We start from the raw sequence: 18,048 nt of genomic DNA on the forward strand, positions 1-18,048 counted from the left end.
CAGGCAATTCCACTGGGTTAAAGCGAGTGCGCAGTGTGCCATAAACCGCTAGTCAACGTGGACCTTATTGGCCGCCTCTTCCAGTGAATCGATCAGCGCCTTGAGTCGCTGGCTCATGTCGGCGCTGTCCGCCAGCTGGGAGACCATGTTCTGGGTTGCCTCACGGATGCTCTGGACATTGGAGATAACGTCGTCCGTTGATGCCGTTTGGTGAGCCGAGACGGTAGCGATTTCTTCGTTGGTGTGATCAATCCGGCTGACCACTTCATTGATCGCTTCCAGTGCGTGCTGACCTTCTTGGGCTTCGTCGACACAGCGGGTCGCGTCGGCGGAACTGGCGGTCATCTGGTTGACGGCGGCGCCCATGGCCTGGAGCAGACGGTCGATGGTGCCCTGGATCTGGTCGGTGGAGTCCTGCACTCGCTGGGCGAGCTTGCGAACCTCATCGGCGACCACCGCAAAGCCGCGCCCCTGCTCGCCAGCGCGGGCTGCTTCGATCGCTGCGTTCAGGGCCAGCAGATTGGTCTGTTCGGCAATGCCCTTGATCTCGGCCACGGCGGCGCTGATTTCATGGGAGTTCTCCGCCAGAGACTGCACACTGTGAGCGGACTGCTCAATGGCCTGAGCCAGGCCCTGAATGGAGCCGGTACTCCGGGAGACCCGGTCACCACCATGAATGGCCGCGTTACGGGCTTCGTGGGACAGGGTTTTGGCAATGTCGGCCTGCTCGGCGATGCCGTTGAAACTCTGCAGCATGGTCTCGATCATTTCCGCCGAGCGGTCGGTACCGGCCTGCTGGCGGCTGAGTTCGTCCCGCCGTTGTTCGGCGGCGTTGGCAAGCTCGCGGACTTCCCAGTGCAGCCGGTCGATGGCTTCTTTCATGCTGCGAACCACCGCCATGGTGCGATCCTGCATGGCGTTGAAGGCCGAGGCCATTTCCCCGATCTCATCGCTGGAGTCCACCTCCGCCCGCTGGCTGAGATTGCCGGAACCCTGTACCTCGACCATGGTGGCCTTGAGCCGGTGGACATGGCGTTCAATGAAGCTGATCAGCAGCTGGGAGCCGGCCATCTCAAGCGCCATCAGCACGGCGACTACCGCTGCAAATTCCAGAGCGGTGTCGCTGAACACGTCCCCGAATGGGCGCTGCGTGGTGGTGGCCATAAGGTTCATGGCGTAAAGCACCAGCAGGCACAATACCGCCAGTACGACAATATTGAGCAGCCAGAACTTGTACTTCAGCCGCGCGTTCTTGAGCAGTCTTAACATAAAGGGCCCGCTATCCGGTCAATCCGCCTGGCCATCGCCGGGGGGCAGGGCGATGGAAGGTGCAGAAGGGTAAAAATAGCAAGGGATTGTGATTTTTTCTTGTCTCAGATCACGGGCCGGTGGAGGTTTTACAAAGGCTGACAAATTTCTCCGTCGCAGCCTTGCTCTCAGTCGAGCACCTTGACCGGAATCTGGTGGGCATTGCTGGCAGGAACCTCCGGGGTAATCAGGCCCAGGTTGTTCTTCTCGAAGACCCGGTCAGCGCGGTAGCTGGATCTCACCATGGGGCCTGAGGGCACTTCCATGAAGCCTTTCTCAAGACCGATCTCGCGGTAACGGTTGAATTCTTCCGGGGTGACGTAGCGCTCCACCGGCAGATGATTCGGGGTGGGGCGCAGGTACTGGCCGAGGGTGAGAATATCGACACCGATGGCCCGCAAGTCGTCCATGGTGGCGAGGATTTCCTCGTCGGTTTCACCCAGGCCCAGCATCAGACTGGTCTTGGTCAGCAGGTCCGGACGATGATTTTTGGCGTGGGCCAGTACGCTGAGAGTTTTCTGGTAGCCGGCACGGGGGTCGCGTACCCGGTGGGTGAGCCGTTCCACGGTCTCGACGTTCTGGGCAAACACATCCAGCCCTGAATCCACCACCTGTTCGACGTTCGCCATGACCGCATCGAAGTCCGGGGTCAGTGCTTCCACGGCAACTTCCGGGGTCCTGGCCTTGATGGCGGCAACGCAGGCTGCGTAATGGGCCGCGCCGCCGTCGTCGAGATCATCCCGGTCTACGGAGGTCAGCACAATGTAGCGCAGCCCCATAAGTTCCACCGACTTGGCGGTGTTTTCCGGCTCCTCCGCATCCAGCCAGCCCTTGGGGTTACCGGTATCGACCGCGCAGAACTTGCAGGCGCGGGTACACACCGAGCCCATCACCATGATGGTGGCGGTGCCGCTGTTCCAGCATTCGCCAATGTTGGGGCAGTGGGATTCCTGACAGACTGTGCTCAGACGGTGTTCGGAGACATTGCGGCGGACCGCGTCGTAGCGTTCGCCACCCGGCATGCGGGCTCGCAGCCACTTTGGCTTGCGACCGGACGGGGTGTCGGCGTTACTGGATTTCTTGATGCCATCCTTGATGGCGGAAATACCGTGTTCGCTCTGGAACTTGCTACCACTGGTGACGCGGGGTTTCGCGCTGTCGCTCATGAAAACCGGACTCTTCTGACAGGACGGAGGGGAGCCTTCAAGAGTAATGCGCGAGGCCGCGGGATACAAGCAAAGTAGGGATAATCACCGTGCTCCCGGCGCTGCTACATTAGTCGCAGCGCCGGGAGGAATGCTTACGGATCAGCGGCTTGCCGCATCCAGGGCCTGGCGGATATCCGCGAGGATATCATCCACATGTTCGATGCCGATGGACAGTCTCACCAGATCTTCACTGACCCCGGCGCTGAGCAGCTCCTCCGGGCTCAACTGACGGTGAGTGGTAGAGGCCGGGTGGCAAGCCAGGGATTTGGCATCGCCAATGTTGACCAGCCGGTAGATCAGCTGCAGGGCATCGATAAAGCGTGCCCCGGCGTCACGTCCGCCCTTGATACCAAAACTGAGGATGCCAGAGGCCTTGCCGCCGCAGATTTTTTTGCAGGTGTCGCGGTAGGGGCTGTCGGTCAGGCCGGCGTAGTTGACCCATTCCACACTGGGATGGCTGGCCAGGAACTCGGCCACTTTCTGGGCATTGTCGCAGTGACGCTCCATTCGCAGTGCCAGGGTTTCCATGCCCTGCATAATCAGGAAGGCATTGAACGGCGACAGGGCGGCACCGGTGTTGCGCAGAGGCACCACGCGGCAGCGGCCGATGAAGGCAGCAGCGCCGAGAGCTTCGGTATAGACCACCCCGTGGTACGAAGGATCCGGCTCGTTGAGCATCGGGAACCGGTCCTTGTTGGCGACCCAGTCGAACTTGCCGGAATCCACCACCACCCCGGCGACGGTGGTGCCGTGGCCGCCGATGTACTTGGTGAGCGAGTGGACAACGATATCCGCGCCGTGGTCGAACGGGCGGCACAGGAACGGCGTGGCGACGGTGTTGTCGACAATCAGCGGAACGCCATGGCGGTGGGCAATCTCGGCCCAGCGCTGGATGTCGACGACGTTACCGGCGGGGTTGCCAATGGACTCACAGAATAGCGCCCGGGTGTTGTCATCGATCGCCGCTTCCAGAGCCGCGTAGTCATCGTGTGGGACAAATCGCGTGGTGATGCCCTGGTTAGGGAGAGAATGGGCGAGCAGGTTATAGGTGCCGCCATAGAGCTGACTGGTGCTGACAATGTTGGTGCCGACGGTGCAGATGGTCTGCAGGGCGTAGGTGATGGCGGCCATGCCGGAGGCGACAGCCAGGGCACCAACGCCACCTTCGAGCTGCGTCATCCGTTCTTCCAGAACCGCGTTGGTGGGGTTCATGATACGGGTATAGATATTGCCCTGAACCTTCAGGTCAAACAGGTCGGCACCGTGTTGGGTGTCGTCAAAGGTGTAGGAGGTGGTCTGGTAGATTGGCGTGGTGGCTGCCTTCGTGGTGGGGTCACTGTGGAAGCCAGCATGCAGGGCCAGAGTTTCCGGTTTCATGGGGTTGTCCTTAATCCGTTGTGGTTCTGATACGTTGTAGGCATTCTGGAGTATGCCACAGTGATGGCTGAGTCGGCATGAGGCAAACACCGGTTTCGGGGGAGGGCTTGTCATGGACGCTGTCGTGCAATCCGGTAGGCGGACCGGAAGGTGCCTGCTGCTGGCGATGTGGCTGGCGGTGGGGGGCAATGTGGGGGCAGAACCCTATGTTGTTGAGCCTCGCACGCCGCTTCATACCCCGAGTGCCCCGATGGGCCGTGTTCAGGAACAGGTGCGAAACGAGCAGCGCCAGCAACAGCAGGAACGGTTGGAGCGTTCCGGGGCCTCGTCGCCATCCTATCCCGCCATGCCATCGTCGACACCGGCCCGAACCGATGGGCCGATGACTCCCCAGAACCAGAGGGTTCGTTGCCAACGCCAGCTTCATGAACTCCAGACGGATGAGCGCAGCCAGCTGTCAGGCGATTGCAGGATCTGGCGGCGGGAGCAGTTTCGCCCGTCGCCGGTTGACTGATTTCGTTGCAGAAGGTGCCAACTTGCCGCTTCCTACCAAAGATTCATGGAACGGAATGCGCCGGCTCAGCGTTGTTGGTGTATGTTGATACCATAAAAATCAGTCGATAAGAGGAAGTCCGATGACAATGACAGTCCAGCGCTCCATTCTGGCTCGTGCCGTAATGCTCAGTGGTGCCGTTCTGCTTTCAGCCCAGGTTGTAGCGGCCCCGGGTGGCAATAATAACGGTAACAACCCCGGTGCCGACCACCGCCAGAATGGCAATGCGCAGCAGTTGATGATGGACGAGGCCGAGACCCGTCGTGATCAGGCTGAGCAGATGCGGGAGCGTGGCAACGAAGAAATGGAGCAACGTCGTGATCGTGCCGAGCGAGATGCTGAGCGGATGCGTGAGCGCGCCGAGCGGGAAGCCGAGCGTGGCCGTGAACGCGGTGAAGACGAGGCTGAGCGGGTTCGCGAGCGGGCCGAGGACGAAGCAGAGCGTCGCCAGGAAGAGGCCGAGCGCATGCGTGAGCGGGCCGAGGGTGAGCGCGATCGTCGTCGTGATGATGCCGAGCGTATGCGTGATCGCGCCGAAAATGAGGCAGAGCGGGGCCGTAACCAGGCCGAGGCGGAGATGGAACAGCGCAGCGAACGCATGGACAATGCCCGTGGCCCCGAGGTTAATCCCGGCGAGCGTGGCAGCGAGCAGGGTCAGGCCGCCAAGCGTGAAAACTCGAATGCCTGGTGGAATTTCTGGGACTAAGCCCGGATAACCGGTCCCCCGAAAAGGGGATGCTGGCATGATTCAAAAAGCCCACCTGACAGGTGGGCTTTTTTGTATGAGTGCCGTTCATGGTGAACTGCTGGGGGTGCCCGCCCTGACGGTCGCCTGTCTTAGCTGAAGCGGTGAACGTCCGGTCATGGTCCTGATGGCCCTCGAGAACGAGCTGGTTTCGGTGTATCCCATCAACAGCGCAATCTCCTGAACGCTGGTTTCGGTTTCCGTCAGCAGGCGGGTGGCTTCCTTCAGCATGACCTGGTCCTGGATCAGGCTGAAGCTGCTGCCGCTCTGGCTGAGTTTGCGTTGCAGGGTGCGTACTGTCAGCACCAGCTCCCGTGCCACACCGTGAATGTCTGCCTGGGCGTACTTCAGGTTGGCAACCGCTTCGGCCACGCTGTTGTGTAGCTGCTCGACGTTGAGCAGTCGGCTCAGGCGGTCTTCCGCCAGTGTCTGGTTTATGCGGTAGATACCGGGGTCGGCACCGATGATCGGGCGGACCAGCAGATCGGCGGTAAACTCCAGTTCGGCGGCCTCGCCGCCCTGGTAAACCGGACAGCGATAGAACGCCTCGTACAGCCCGATGTCGTCCCTCCTGGGGCCTGTGAGAGTTACCTGATGCAGCGAAGCCTGCTCGTCCAGCAGCAGCCGCAAGGCCTTGACGAAGGCCGCCAGTACCGAGTCCACCTGGGAGAAGTGCAGGGCGGTGTGTGACGGTGCGGGCACATACCGGGCCACCAACCGGCCTTTCCGCAGGGTGTGATGGAACGATCCGCTCTGAGACAGCAATTGCTGGTATCTCATGGCGTTGGCAATGGCTTCGGCCATGGTGGGGCTATGGCTCAACACCGGCGCCAGCACATTGAATGCCCGTATCGACAGCTGCTTGCCTACCTTGAAACCGAGGGCGGTGTCCCGGCATTGCTCAAAGGCGTTGTGCCACAGTTGTCTGGCCACGCTGACCTCGACCCAGCTGCTGCTCTGCCGGCTGCCGACCTGCAGGCCGGGCAACCCTGCGGTGATGGCGTCAACGTCGAGCCCCAGGGTGGCCATGACCGCCAGGCTGTCCTTGAGCCAATAGGAATAGATGGTTTTGTGCTGCTTCATGAGTTTTGCCAATTGGTGCCTTAAGCTGATCATATCATTGGCGTGGGATGTCAAAATAATGGTGTGAACTGTTAACGCACCGGACCAGCTTGTATCCCATACTGGAGCTCTCGTTCAGGCCGCAGATGTTGGAGTGTTTGTATGTACGCTGAGAACACCAATGCCAGTTTCCGGGCAAACTACCGTGCCGGCATCAGCCCCCGTTACAACGGCTACCTGCACATGGCTTTTGTGGCGTGTGTGGGGGTGATGTTTGTGGTCTATCAGTTGGCGCTGGCGGGAGAATTCCACTGGGGCCACTGGCTGGGTCTGATCGTCACGCTGGTACTGTGGAACTTTGCCGAGTACTTCATCCACATCAAGCTGGGCCACCGCAAGAAGCGGTGGGCGGCCATGTTCTACAAACGCCACACCGGTGACCACCATTCCTTTTTTACCGAAACCGCGCTGGTGCCCCGGAACCACCGGGATTGGCGGGTAACCCTGTTTCCGGCCTGGCTGGTGCTGGTGACGGCAACCATCGCGACTCTGGTGGGCAGTGTGATTGGCTGGGTGCTGGCGCCGGAGTGGGGGCACCTGTTTGCCGGGGGACTGATGATCGGCTACCTGGCCTACGAGTTTTTCCATTTTTGTGACCATCTGCCCCAGGATCATGTTCTGGTCCGGCTGCCCTGGATCGGTCACATGCGTCACCTGCACAAGCTGCACCATCGCCGGGACCTGATGCGTACTCACAACTTCAATCTGACCTTCCCGCTGGCGGATTGGGTGATGGGTACCTACTGCTGGATTCCGCCCGAAGACTGCACCCGGGAGCTCGACGAGTGTCCCTGAGGTAACCCATCCCAGACGTTCTCCGGACGTCTTCCTTTTCTACGCGATTCATCGTCCAGTCTGGCCAGGTGCCGGGCTGCGACGTCCGCACCCCGCCACTCTGTCGTCGGCCAACGCGCTCTTTTTGACCGAGGCCAAGACGGCCGCGCAGATTAATGGCTACTCTTCTGTCTTAACCGGACGTTTCCGCTGTTTCGGATCCGGGCTGACAATGCCGGGCCGGTCGTGTGCAGCGTAGGCGAGGGTCGCGATCAAGGGGTTAAGGAGAATGCCCGTGAATTCAGTTCTGATGTCCATGCGGCTGCCGTTTCTGGTGCTGGCTCCGGTGTGCGTGCTTCTTGGTCTGGCGACCGCCTTGATGAGCAAGGGCCAGGTGGCAGTGGCCGACCTGCTGGTGGTGCTGATTGGCGCGGTGGCTGCGCATATCAGTGTCAATACCCTGAATGAATATCAGGATTTCCACAGCGGGCTCGATGCCCAGACGTCGCGTACGCCGTTCAGTGGAGGCAGCGGGTCCCTGGTGAAGCACCCGGACGCGGCAAACGCCGTCGGGGTCGCCGCGCTGTGCTCGCTGGCGGTAACCGTGCTGGCGGGTGGCTATCTGCTGGTGCGTCATGGTTTGGCGATCCTGCCGCTGGGGGTGCTGGGCGTGGTGATTATCCTGACCTATACCCGTTGGCTGAATCGTCAGCCCTGGCTGTGCCTGATTGCTCCCGGGCTGGCATTCGGACCGTTAATGGTCGCGGGCACGCACTTCGCGCTCACTGGCGAATACAGTGTGCTGGCGGGCTACGTCGCCCTGGTTCCCTTCTTTCTGGTCAATAACCTGCTGCTGCTCAACCAGTTCCCGGATATCGAGGCTGACCGGCGTGTTGGCCGGGTCCATTTCCCGATCGCCTATGGCATCCGGGCCAGCACCTGGGTGTATGGCACCTTCGTGCTGGTCGCGTTCCTGGTGCTGCTGGCAGGGATCGTTCGGGAGGCTATTCCGGCTCTGGGCGCCATCGCCCTGATTCCTATGGCGGCAGGCGCGATGGCGTTTCTGGGGGCGCTGCGTTTTGGCGGCGATATCCAGCGCCTGCTGCCCTACATGGGGCTGAATGTGATCGCCGCGGTGGCCACACCGCTGGTGCTTGGGGTCGCGCTGATAATCGGACTATAAACAATACCAATGCAATGACGTAAGGATAGGTCTATGAGCAAGGTTCGCTGGCTGATGTGCCTGTTGCTGCCGGCCCTGACAATGCCGGTTGAAGCGGAGCTTTTGTCGCAACCGGTCATCCGGGCGCCGCTGCAGGACACGGTGCGGCTCGACGGCGTGATCGAGGCCGTTCAGCAAAGCACCGTCTCCGCCCAGACCAGTGGCACGGTGCAGGCTTTGCCGTTTGATGTGGACGATTCGGTGCCCGCTGGTGCGCTGATTGTTCAGCTGGAGGATAGCGAACAGCAGGCCCGGCTGGCCCAGGCCCAGGCCGCCATGGCCGAGGCGCAGGCGGGCGCTCTCGATGCCCGCCAACGGTACGAACGTATCCAGACCGTGCACGAACGGGGACTGGTGTCGCGGCAGGAGCTGGACCAGGCCCGCAACGCCCTGAATGCAGCCCAGGCGCGGGTGGAGCGGGCAAAAGCCGCCCTCGCAGAGGCCCGGCAGCAGCTGGACTATACCCGCATCGTTGCGCCTTATGGCGGTATTCTCACCGAGCGCCATGTTGAGCTGGGTGAGGCCGTGAATCCGGGGCAGCCACTGTTGAGCGGGTTGTCCCTTGAACAGTTAAGAGTGGTGGTGGATTTACCCCAGCGCTACGCGGCGGCTGCCCGCGCCGACCGACGGGCCCGGGTGACCCTGGCCGATGGCCGGGTGCTGGAAACGGGGACCATGACCTTTTACCCCTACGCCAATCCGGCCACTCATACCTTTCGCCTGCGCATGGCGTTGACCGAACCGAACAACGCCCTGTTTCCCGGAATGCTGGTCAAGGTGGCAGTGCCGGTTTCGGTGCGCCAGGCGCTGTGGGTTCCCCTGAGCAGCCTGATCCATCGCAGCGAGGTGAGGGCGGTCTTTGTGCTGGATGACCGGGGCCAGCCCCGCTTGCGACAGGTTCGTACCGGGGTTCGAGAGGGCGACCGCATTGAGATCCTCGCCGGCCTCGACGAAGGTGAGCCGGTGGTCAGCAACCCCGGAGAACTGGTGGGGCGTGAACAGCGGATGGTAACGCCAGCGGGGGATCACGAGTGAGCGAACCCTTGCCACCGGTCGGCCCCTCCGGCGCCATTGCCCGGGTATTTCAGGATTCACGGCTGACCCCGCTGCTGGCGGTGATCGCCATCGTGCTGGGCATCGTCGCCCTGGTGTTTACCCCCAAGGAGGAAGAACCCCAGATCGACGTCACCCTGGCGGATATCTTCATAGCCTTCCCCGGCGCCAGTGCCGGCGAGGTGGAAAACGTGCTGGCAACGCCGGGCGAGCAGGTAATGAGCGCCATCGAAGGGGTCGAGCACGTGTATTCGGTCTCTCGCCAGGGCCAGGCTGTGATCACGGTGGAATTCGAGGTGGGCGTCACCCGGCAGGAAGCGCTGGTGCGGCTCTATAACCAGGTCTACTCCCACCAGGACTGGCTGCCGGTCAATCTTGGCGTCAGCCAGCCGGTGGTCAAGCCCCGCAGTATCGATGATGTGCCGATCATGGCGCTGACGCTCTATGATCCAACCAACCGCCACTCCGGCGAGGAGCTCACCCAACTGGCACACATGCTCGAAGTGGCCCTCAAGCGAGTACCGGGCACCCGTGACATCTACACCGTGGGCGGCATTCCGGACCGGGTCGATGTGCACTTCGATCCCGCGCTGATGAACGGCTTCAACCTCGCCATCGACGATATCCGCCTTGCGCTGCAGGCGGCCAATGCCAGCACCCAGGAAGCAAGGGTCACCCGGGATGGCCTGTCCATTCCGCTGCAGGCCGGCACCCTGTTGACCAGTGTCGACAGTGTCCGCCAGCTGGTGGTAGGCATGCACGAGGGGGCGGCGGTGTTTCTGGGCGATGTGGCCGAGGTGAGTCGGGGCGGTACCGTCGCGGACAGCAGTGTGATGATGGGCTTCGGCCCCGGCAAGGCCGGTTCGGTTTACCCCGCCGTAACCCTGGCCATTTCCAAGAAACCCGGCGAGAACGCCATCAACATTACCAGCGCTATCAAGGAGCGGCTGGCGTTGTTGCGAAACCGGGCTCTGCCGGCAAACATCGAGGTGGTGATCAGCCGTGATTACGGGCTGACGGCCTCCGCCAAGGCCCGCAAGCTGATCACCGATCTGGTCTCTGCCACGCTCTGCGTTGTGTTGCTGGTGCTGGCGGCCATGGGCTGGCGTCAGGCGCTGATTGTCGGCGTTGCGGTGCTGGTGACGCTGTTGCTGACCATGGTGTTCTCCAGCCTGTGGGGCTTCACACTCAACCGGGTGTCCTTGTTTGCGCTGATTTTCGCCATTGGCATCCTGGTGGACGATGGCATTGTCATCACCGAAAACATCAACCGTCGCATCCGGAACTCGGCCCGGCCGGTACGCGACATCATTCCGGTGGCGGTGGACGAGGTGGGCACGCCCACCATCATGGCGAGCCTGACCATTATGGCCGCGCTGATTCCCATGGCGTTTGTTTCCGGTCTGATGGGGCCCTATATGAGCCCGATCCCCATCAATGCCTCCGCCGGGATGGTGCTGTCGCAGGTTGTGGCGTTTGCGGTAGCACCCTGGCTGGGCCTGCGGCTGCTGCATCATCGCCGGGGGGCTGATGCCGCAACCGCAGGCAAGGGCAATTCCGCCGATGGCGTCAGCCCGCTGGCTCTGGGTATTTTCCGGCGCGTACTGTCGCCGTTTCTGGGGGCACATTCCGGTCGCCGCTGGGTGTTAGGGCTCGGGGTGATCGGGTTGACGGCTCTGGCGGCCTCGCTGCCAGTATTCCTCGCGGTGATCCTCAAAATGCTGCCCTTTGACAACAAGTCGGAATTGCAGGTGGTGGTGGATATGCCGGAAAACACCCCCATGGAACAGACCCAGCGGGTCCTGCTGGAGATGGGGCACTATCTGGAAACCGTGGCTGAAGTGGCCAACTGGCAGAGCTACGCGGGTACCGCCTCGCCCATCAACTTCAACGGTCTGGTGCGCCAGTATTACCTGCGCAGCGAGCCTTACCACGGTGATTTGCAGATCAACCTGGTGGCCGAGGACCAGCGTAGCCGTCAGTCTCATGCGATTGCCCAGTCTTTGCGGGCGCCGTTACAGGCCATTGCCCACCCCTTCGGGGCGGTGGTCAAGATTGTCGAGGTGCCGCCGGGCCCGCCGGTGTTGTCGCCGGTGGTGGCGGAAGTCTACGGGGTGGATGAGGCTCATCGGGCGGAGCTGGCGATAACACTGATGGATGAGATGGCGCAGATCGATGGGCTGGTGGACATTGATTCCACCGTCGAAGCCCCGACCACGCAATGGCAGGTGGTGGTCGACCGGGCCCGGGCTTCCCGGCTGGGGGTCTCCCAGGCTCAGGTGGTTGCGGCCTTGCAGACGGTGCTTGGGGGGAGCAGCGTGAGCTTCCTGCACGACCCCCACGCCAAGTATCCCGTCCCGATCCGGGTCATCCTGGCTGAAGGCGACAAGGCCCAGCAGGCCGCGCTGCTGTCGCTGTCGGTCCGCAGCCACAACGGTGTGCTGGTCCCGCTGGCCAGTATTGCCGAGGTCGTTGAGAGCGAGTGGGTGGGTGCCCGGTACCACAAGGATCTGTTGCCTGTGACCTACGTCACCGCCGATATGGCCGGCGATGTGGACTCGCCGCTCTACGGTATGTTCCGCATGGTGGACCGCCTCAACCAGCAACAGGACAGCCCAGAGCAGTACTTTATCCGTCAGCCTGAACTGCCCGGGCGCGGCACCCTGAAATGGGATGGCGAATGGCAGATTACCTACGAAACTTTCCGAGATATGGGGGCCGCCTACAGCGTGGGGGTGTTCATGATCTTCCTTCTGCTGGTGGCCCAGTTCCGGTCGTATATCCTGCCGTTGGTGATCATGGCGCCGATTCCCCTGACCCTGATCGGGATCATGCCTGGCCATGGCGTGCTGGATCGGGAATTTACCGCCACCAGCATGATCGGGATGATCGCCCTGGCCGGTATCATCGTGCGTAATTCCATCCTGCTGGTGGTGTTTATCCAGCAATTGCTGGAAGAAGGCGTCGCGCTGGATGAGGCCGTGGTGCTCGCGGGGGCTGTGAGGATCAAGCCCATCGCGCTGACGGCCATTTCTGCGATGGTCGGCGCCTGGTTCATTCTCAGTGACCCGATCTTCAACGGACTGGCGATCTCGCTCATCTTCGGGCTGGCCATGTCGACCTTGCTCACCGTTGTGGTGGTGCCGTTGCTGTATTACACCCTGGCCCGTTGCCGCTGGATATGAGCTCTGGTCATGCCCGAGGGCAGGACTACGGCCGCTGGTGCCCCGGTTGCGTGAAGCTGGCGCGGTAACGTCCGGGCGTCATGCCGGTCCAGCGCTTGAAGGCCTCCCGGAAGCCATTGGCGTCACTGAAGCCACAGCGTTCTGCGACCCGGGCGATATCATTTCCCGGTCTCTCCAGTTCCGCGAGGGCCAGACGCAGCTGGTGCTGCTGGATCAGCTCACGGAAGGAACTGCCCTGTTGCTGAAGTTGCCGCCGCAGGCTGCGTTCGCTGAGGTTGAGGCTGGCGGCCATCTCCCTGGCCGAGGGCCATTGGCCCGAGGATGCCTGAAGGGCTGTCTGGACCCTGACCTTGATATCCGCCTGCTGCCACTGCTGCAGTTGTGCCAGCGCCTGCTTCGACAATTGCAGGGCGTGATCTTCATTGACCGGGTTGGCTAAAGGCAGGCGTTCTGTCAGCAGGGCGCGCGGCAGCCACAGCTCGCTGGTGCCGGTGCCGAACTCGACAGGACATTGGCACAGCTGCCGATAGTCATCGCCATGGCGCGGCTCGGGGTAGGCCAGGGCAATCCGGGAGAAGTGGAACGGCCGGGCAAGCAGATCGCTGATCTGGCTCTGCAGGGTACCAATCAGGATCTCGTGGCCGAATTCCCGGTTGACCGGAAACGGCTGGTCTCCCCGCGGTGCCATTCGAATCGCAACGTCGGCACCGTATTCAACCGGCTGCAGGTCAAATCGGCTGCGCACCAGGGCCCGGTGACGGTTGGCGGTGGCCAGTGCCGCACCCAGCGAGCGGGCGCTGATCATCGCCAGCGCCAGCATGCCCCAGCGTGAAATATTGAGTGCCAGCCCCAGTTTCAGGCCGGTATCCGGTGCCGGTAACAGGCGGTAGATGTTGCGGTAGACCATATCGAACTGCCGCAGGGAAACCCTGACCTCGGCGTGCTTCAGATCCTGATCGTCCAGGCCGGTGCCCAGCAGCCATTGCGGGCTGGCGATGCCCCTGCGTTTCATGAAACTGCGGATCAGAAACAGTTCTGCCGCCGGAAAGACCGCCTGGTGTTCAAAGTCCTCCACCCCGATTCCTCGCTGACACTCGCCGCCACCTGCGGGCAAGCCCGGGGCATCGGCCATAAAACATGGAATTCCGGCCAAAATCCACTGGCCAGTGTGGCCGGAATCTCCTGCCAAGATTAGCATGGTTTTACGTTAGCCGGCGTTTACCGTTGAGACCGGCAGGAACCTAGGAGAGTCAGATGAACCAGAATACGACCACCACGGAGGCTGGCGCTGTGGGCAGGGATGAGGCCGAGCGCATCGCCATCATTCAGAAAACAATAAAAGAGCGGGGCGACGCCTTGCGGACCCGTTACCCTGTTCTCGGGCGCCAAAACCTGGTGGGTATGGCGATATTCCTCATCGCCGTCGGTGGTGTGCTGGTGTCTGGCTGGGCCTACTGGCAGGGGCTGATCAGTGCCTGGCTGTGTATCCCTCTGGTCGCCTTCTTTACGTCCCTGCTGCACGAGCTCGAACACGATCTGATCCACTGGCAGTACTTCAAGAAGCAGAAGGCGGTACACAACCTGATGCTGCTGGTCATCTGGGCCCTGCGCCCGGGCACCATCAACCCCTGGATTCGCCGTAAACTGCATTTCCTGCATCACAAGGTATCCGGCACCGAGCAGGACATGGAAGAACGGGGCATTGGTAACGGCCAGAACTTCGGCCCGTTGCGCTGGTTCATCATGCTGGACACCTACGCCGGCAACCTGCTCAAGGCCCTGATCATCACACCCCGTGGCAGCAAGGCCAAGCGAGTGGGGCGCATTCTCATGGCGAACTTTCCGTTCCCACTGATCTGCGCCACGCTCTGGTACGGGTGGCTGGGCTATACCCTAGTGAACGGGGTTGCCGCCATGGCCGGGGTCGCGGTTGCCTGGTCTGCGGATGTCGTGGCCACCATGGGGTGGGTCCAGAATCTTGTGGTGGTGCTGATTGCGCCGTTCTACCTGCGCTCCTTCTGCCTCAACTTCATCAGTTCCAACATGCATTACTACGGTGACGTGGGGTCCCTGATGCAGCAAACCCAGGTGCTCAACCGCTGGTACTTCTGGCCATTCCAGCTGTTCTGCTTCAATTTCGGCAGCACCCATGGCATCCACCATTTTGTCGTCGGCGAGCCGTTCTACATTCGCCAGCTGACCGCCCCTGTCGCCCACCGGGTCATGCGTGAACAGGGGGTGAGATTCAACGATGTGGGTACGTTCGCGCGGGTGAACCGGTATCACCGCAGTGCAGTGGCCCGATCACCGGAGCTGGTGGCCCAGTGATCGGTGGTCCGATGGGATGAGGCAGGTGTTGAGAGGCCCGGAAGCCTGAGCAGCCACCGGCTACCGGGCGGCTTCCAGCTGCCAGCGCAGCTCCCGCAACGACGGCACGTGACCCAGGCGGGCCAGGGCTTCATCAATCACCGTCAGTGCCTGCGCGGTCTGACCGGCGGAGTGTAAGGCCACCGCGTAGACATACTGGTAGCGGGCGTTGTCCGGTGCCAGTTCCGCGGCCCGGGCGAGGGACGTGACCGCCTCCGTCAGGCGTTGCTGGCGAACCAGCAGCAATCCCAGGCTGTGATTCAGGTCGGCCGAGTCCGGCAGATGCGCCAGCCCCTGGCGAAGTATCTGCGCGCCGTCTTGTTCGCGGTTCTGGCGGCGATAGAAGTCCGCCAGATTAACGTAGGCGGGCAGCCACGTCGCATCCAGTGCCAGCGCTTCCATGAAATAGCGTTCCGCTATTACCGGCTCGTCCCGGTCGGCAAAAAACGCGCCCAGGTTAACGTTGGCGGAGGGTGTGTCGGCGTTGTTACGCTGGGACTCCAGATACTCATCACTGGCGTTGCTGAGTGCGATACGCTCAGACACGGTCAGGTCTGCCCGCGGCACATCGGCCAGGGCTTCTGCCGCAAGCGCCCGCACCACCCGTTCAGGGTCATCCAGCAGCGGTCGGGCGAGTTGCCAGCGCAGCTCAAGTGGCAGTGGCTGAAGGGCCGTAATGGCGCCGTATCGGACCAACGGGGACTTGTCTTCGAGCGCCTTGCTGATGGCCTGCAGCGAGTCCTGATTGAGCCAGTTGCGCAGCTCCCGCGCCGCCGTTGCGCGGGCAATGGCGGGCTGACCGGCTTCCTGCAACAGGGCGGCGAGCTGGTATTGGGCATCGGCCTCACCGGAGCGGGCGGCATGGATGGCATCGGCAAACCGCTGCAGGCCCTTGGGGGGCTCGCCGTACCAGCTCACCAGCTGATCCGCTGCCCACTGGGCGGGTTTGTCGTCGTGGCAGTTGGTACACGCATTGGGGGTGCCCAGCGCGACACTCTCATCAGGCCGGGGAATCCGGAAGCTGTGATCCCGCCGCGGGTCCACCACCATAAAGTTCTTGGCGGGCATGTGGCAGTCCACGCACTCGGCGCCGGCGCTCCCCACTTCGTGAAAGTGATGGCTCTCGTTGTCGTAGCTGCTGGCGGTATGGCACTGCAGGCACACCCCATTCCCCGGCACCCGCAGTTCCAGGCTATGAGGGTTGTGGCAGTCGCTGCAGGTGACCCCGGCCTGGTACATGCGGCTCTGGGTAAAGGAGCCGTAGACGTAGACCTCGCCATCAATCTGGCCGTCGGCGTGGTAATTGCCGGGTTCCAGCAGCGACGGCAGGAAACTGTCCATCAACGGCTGGCCGGTACGGTCATCCTCAAACAGCTGGGCCCGGCGGGAATGGCAGGCCGCACAAACCTGAATCTCGGTGTCTGTGGTTCGGGCCGGATGCCTGACGGGCTGACCGGTGTTCTCATCGTGCTGCCAGGTCGCACCGTTGCGTTCGTTCAACATGTGGGTCAGACCCATGCTGAAGTTGTTCAGCTGCTCCCAGCCCGGTTCCTTCTTGGCCCACACCAGATGGTTTGAGGCCGGACCATGGCAGGCCTCACAGGAAACGTCGATCTCGGACCAGGTCGTGTGATAACTGCGTGTGCTGGCGTCGTAGTTCTTGTCGAGCTGTGTGGAATGGCACTCCGCGCACATGAAGTTCCAGTTCTGCTGGGCACCGGTCCAGTGCAGCGGGTCGTTATGGGTGATGGCCGCATCCGGGTACAGGTGGAACCAGCGCTGCCCGCCGTTCTCCACCGCGCGGGCATCCCAGGCGATGTTCAGCGCCTGCAGCCGACCGCCGGGGAACTCGACAAGGTATTGCTGCAAGGGGGTCACACCGAAGGTGTAGAGCACCGGGTAATCCTGCAGGGTGCCCTCCGGACCGTCGGTGCGGACCATAAAGCGATCACCGCTGCGGTAGAAGGTCGAGGTGATGCCGTTGTACTCAAAGGTTGCCTGATCGAAATCGCCGAGCACGGTACCGACGTTGGCCGGTTGCATGGCCAGATCGTGATGAGACCCGGTCCAGCTTTCCACCTGCTCCTGGTGGCAGCCGGCGCAGGTGGTCCGGCCGACGAACGTGGGTTCGCCGGGGCTCACGACTGCAGTGGCTTGCGCCGGAGATTCTGCGGGGGCTTCGGGAAGTGTCCCATACCAGATGGCCACGGCGACAAAGAGCACCACCATCAGCGCAGTTGCTAAACGTACCCAGTGGTGCGAATGTTGTTGATTCTGTGACGGTTCCCGTGCCATGTGAGGCATTATCCTTTACGGGGAGTGTAGCCGTAACAATCTACCGTCGATTGCCGGAAAAGGGAATTGAGTTGGGCTATCTGGGGCGGGTTTACAGCCATTGCTGCACCCACCACAAGGCCGCCCCAGACTTTTGATCCAAACACGCGGCGGGTTCCGGGAGAGCGAGGGAAGGGCAATGAACACCAGAAGGCAGGTTAAATGAAATGAACAGACGACAATTTCTCGCCGGGCTGGGTACCGGCCTCGTTGGCATGGCCACGGCACCGGCTCTGCTGGCGGAGGGGCAGTGCTCCCGGCCTATGACCTATCCCAACGGTTACAGCCTCCGGCAATGCTCCGTTGGGATCCCCAGTCACCTCATGCGCTTTGTGGCGGCTCGCCAACAGAACAGCCAGTGGTGCTGGGCGGCGTGCATTCAGATGGTGTTCAGAGTGTACGGGTACGATCTGCCGCAAGAGCAGTTGGTAGCGCAGACCTGGGGACGGCTCGTTAACATGCCGGCCTATCCGGGGCAGATCATGCAGGCGTTAAACCGATCGTATATAGACCGCTCGGGGCGTCGCTTCAGAGCGTCTGGGGATGTCTTAAGTGTGAACGTCAATACCGCAATTGCGGACCTGTCAAACCGGAGCCCGCTGATTGTTGGTGCGCTCGGGCACGCCACCGTTCTGACGGGCCTGAGCTACACGGAGAGCAACATCGGTGAGCGGCAGGTGAGCAGTGCCATTGTCCGCGACCCCTGGCCCGGGAAGCCCAGTCGTCGAACCTTGTCGCCCGAAGAGTGGGCCAATATCAACTTTGCCGCAAGAGTTCGCTGCTTTTCTGCCTGACGCAAC

14 protein-coding genes are annotated in these 18,048 nt (G+C 62.0%); 8 read left to right on the plus strand and 6 right to left on the minus strand.

Going from position 1 to position 18,048, the window contains the following annotated elements; genetic code table 11:
* Positions 1 to 48: 48 nt before the first annotated feature.
* From BLV11_RS16455 to BLV11_RS16465, 3 genes are all read right to left on the minus strand, one after another.
* Complete coding sequence (locus tag BLV11_RS16455; RefSeq protein WP_091816933.1) at positions 49 to 1,269, minus strand: methyl-accepting chemotaxis protein; 1,221 nt, start codon at positions 1,267 to 1,269, stop codon at positions 49 to 51.
* A gap of 167 nt (positions 1,270 to 1,436) precedes the next feature.
* Positions 1,437 to 2,474: a lipoyl synthase gene (gene lipA / locus BLV11_RS16460; protein WP_091816937.1), complete on the minus strand. Its 1,038-nt coding sequence runs from the start codon at positions 2,472 to 2,474 to the stop codon at positions 1,437 to 1,439.
* Between the two features lie 141 nt (positions 2,475 to 2,615).
* Positions 2,616 to 3,893 carry a bifunctional O-acetylhomoserine aminocarboxypropyltransferase/cysteine synthase gene (locus BLV11_RS16465; RefSeq protein WP_091816940.1) on the minus strand — a complete coding sequence of 426 codons (1,278 nt, stop codon included), beginning with the start codon at positions 3,891 to 3,893 and terminating at the stop codon, positions 2,616 to 2,618.
* Positions 3,894 to 4,005: 112 nt separating this feature from the next.
* Here BLV11_RS16465 and BLV11_RS16470 point away from each other — a divergent pair, with 112 nt between their 5' ends.
* Together BLV11_RS16470 and BLV11_RS16475 are read left to right on the plus strand one after the other, a co-directional pair.
* Positions 4,006 to 4,407 carry a hypothetical protein gene (locus BLV11_RS16470; protein WP_139173246.1) on the plus strand — a complete coding sequence of 134 codons (402 nt, stop codon included), beginning with the start codon at positions 4,006 to 4,008 and terminating at the stop codon, positions 4,405 to 4,407.
* A 121-nt stretch (positions 4,408 to 4,528) separates the two neighbouring features.
* Entirely contained in the window at positions 4,529 to 5,152 is a 624-nt protein-coding gene (locus tag BLV11_RS16475; RefSeq protein WP_091816949.1) for a hypothetical protein, read from the plus strand.
* Positions 5,153 to 5,239: 87 nt separating this feature from the next.
* On the opposite strand, the gene BLV11_RS16480 is transcribed toward BLV11_RS16475, so the two are convergent.
* Positions 5,240 to 6,274 carry an AraC family transcriptional regulator gene (locus BLV11_RS16480; protein ID WP_175528371.1) on the minus strand — a complete coding sequence of 345 codons (1,035 nt, stop codon included), beginning with the start codon at positions 6,272 to 6,274 and terminating at the stop codon, positions 5,240 to 5,242.
* Positions 6,275 to 6,415: 141 nt separating this feature from the next.
* On the opposite strand from BLV11_RS16480, the gene BLV11_RS16485 reads away from it, so the two are divergent.
* The 4 genes from BLV11_RS16485 (at position 6,416) to BLV11_RS16500 (ending at position 12,547) form a co-directional block, all read left to right on the plus strand.
* The gene (locus tag BLV11_RS16485; RefSeq protein WP_091816955.1) at positions 6,416 to 7,108 is read left to right on the plus strand and encodes a sterol desaturase family protein; all 693 of its coding nucleotides are present in this window, start codon (positions 6,416 to 6,418) and stop codon (positions 7,106 to 7,108) included.
* 274 nt (positions 7,109 to 7,382) lie between these two features.
* Positions 7,383 to 8,270: a prenyltransferase gene (locus tag BLV11_RS16490; RefSeq protein WP_217634585.1), complete on the plus strand. Its 888-nt coding sequence runs from the start codon at positions 7,383 to 7,385 to the stop codon at positions 8,268 to 8,270.
* A 33-nt stretch (positions 8,271 to 8,303) separates the two neighbouring features.
* Positions 8,304 to 9,344, plus strand: a complete 1,041-nt coding sequence (locus BLV11_RS16495; RefSeq protein ID WP_091816961.1) for an efflux RND transporter periplasmic adaptor subunit — start codon at positions 8,304 to 8,306, stop codon at positions 9,342 to 9,344.
* Positions 9,341 to 12,547, plus strand: coding sequence for an efflux RND transporter permease subunit (locus BLV11_RS16500; RefSeq protein WP_091816964.1), 3,207 nt, complete (start codon positions 9,341 to 9,343; stop codon positions 12,545 to 12,547). The genes BLV11_RS16495 and BLV11_RS16500 overlap by 4 nt, the downstream gene beginning before the upstream one ends.
* Before the next feature lie 25 nt (positions 12,548 to 12,572).
* Here the strand turns inward: BLV11_RS16500 and BLV11_RS16505 are convergent, their stop codons facing one another.
* Positions 12,573 to 13,679, minus strand: coding sequence for an AraC family transcriptional regulator (locus BLV11_RS16505; protein ID WP_175528372.1), 1,107 nt, complete (start codon positions 13,677 to 13,679; stop codon positions 12,573 to 12,575).
* 122 nt (positions 13,680 to 13,801) lie between these two features.
* Here BLV11_RS16505 and BLV11_RS16510 point away from each other — a divergent pair, with 122 nt between their 5' ends.
* A complete protein-coding gene (locus BLV11_RS16510) occupies positions 13,802 to 14,875 on the plus strand; it encodes a fatty acid desaturase (RefSeq protein WP_091816972.1) in 1,074 nt (357 codons plus the stop codon).
* 60 nt (positions 14,876 to 14,935) lie between these two features.
* Here the strand turns inward: BLV11_RS16510 and BLV11_RS16515 are convergent, their stop codons facing one another.
* Positions 14,936 to 17,209: a multiheme c-type cytochrome gene (locus BLV11_RS16515; protein ID WP_217634586.1), complete on the minus strand. Its 2,274-nt coding sequence runs from the start codon at positions 17,207 to 17,209 to the stop codon at positions 14,936 to 14,938.
* A gap of 206 nt (positions 17,210 to 17,415) precedes the next feature.
* Between BLV11_RS16515 and BLV11_RS16520 the strand changes: the two genes are divergently transcribed.
* Complete coding sequence (locus BLV11_RS16520) at positions 17,416 to 18,042, plus strand: papain-like cysteine protease family protein (protein WP_091816975.1); 627 nt, start codon at positions 17,416 to 17,418, stop codon at positions 18,040 to 18,042.
* Positions 18,043 to 18,048: the final 6 nt, after the last annotated feature.

Source organism: Marinobacter mobilis (genome assembly GCF_900106945.1).
Taxonomy (GTDB): domain Bacteria; phylum Pseudomonadota; class Gammaproteobacteria; order Pseudomonadales; family Oleiphilaceae; genus Marinobacter; species Marinobacter mobilis.

Excerpts from the sequence above, each read along its gene's own strand:
- BLV11_RS16455 (WP_091816933.1), bottom strand. The coding sequence starts at position 1,269 with ATGTTAAGACTGCTCAAGAACGCGCGGCTGAAGTACAAGTTCTGGCTG.
- lipA (WP_091816937.1), bottom strand. The coding sequence starts at position 2,474 with ATGAGCGACAGCGCGAAACCCCGCGTCACCAGTGGTAGCAAGTTCCAG.
- BLV11_RS16465 (WP_091816940.1), bottom strand. The coding sequence starts at position 3,893 with ATGAAACCGGAAACTCTGGCCCTGCATGCTGGCTTCCACAGTGACCCC.
- BLV11_RS16470 (WP_139173246.1), top strand. The coding sequence starts at position 4,006 with ATGGACGCTGTCGTGCAATCCGGTAGGCGGACCGGAAGGTGCCTGCTG.
- BLV11_RS16475 (WP_091816949.1), top strand. The coding sequence starts at position 4,529 with ATGACAATGACAGTCCAGCGCTCCATTCTGGCTCGTGCCGTAATGCTC.
- BLV11_RS16480 (WP_175528371.1), bottom strand. The coding sequence starts at position 6,274 with ATGAAGCAGCACAAAACCATCTATTCCTATTGGCTCAAGGACAGCCTG.
- BLV11_RS16485 (WP_091816955.1), top strand. The coding sequence starts at position 6,416 with ATGTACGCTGAGAACACCAATGCCAGTTTCCGGGCAAACTACCGTGCC.
- BLV11_RS16495 (WP_091816961.1), top strand. The coding sequence starts at position 8,304 with ATGAGCAAGGTTCGCTGGCTGATGTGCCTGTTGCTGCCGGCCCTGACA.
- BLV11_RS16505 (WP_175528372.1), bottom strand. The coding sequence starts at position 13,679 with ATGGCCGATGCCCCGGGCTTGCCCGCAGGTGGCGGCGAGTGTCAGCGA.
- BLV11_RS16510 (WP_091816972.1), top strand. The coding sequence starts at position 13,802 with ATGAACCAGAATACGACCACCACGGAGGCTGGCGCTGTGGGCAGGGAT.
- BLV11_RS16515 (WP_217634586.1), bottom strand. The coding sequence starts at position 17,209 with ATGGCACGGGAACCGTCACAGAATCAACAACATTCGCACCACTGGGTA.
- BLV11_RS16520 (WP_091816975.1), top strand. The coding sequence starts at position 17,416 with ATGAACAGACGACAATTTCTCGCCGGGCTGGGTACCGGCCTCGTTGGC.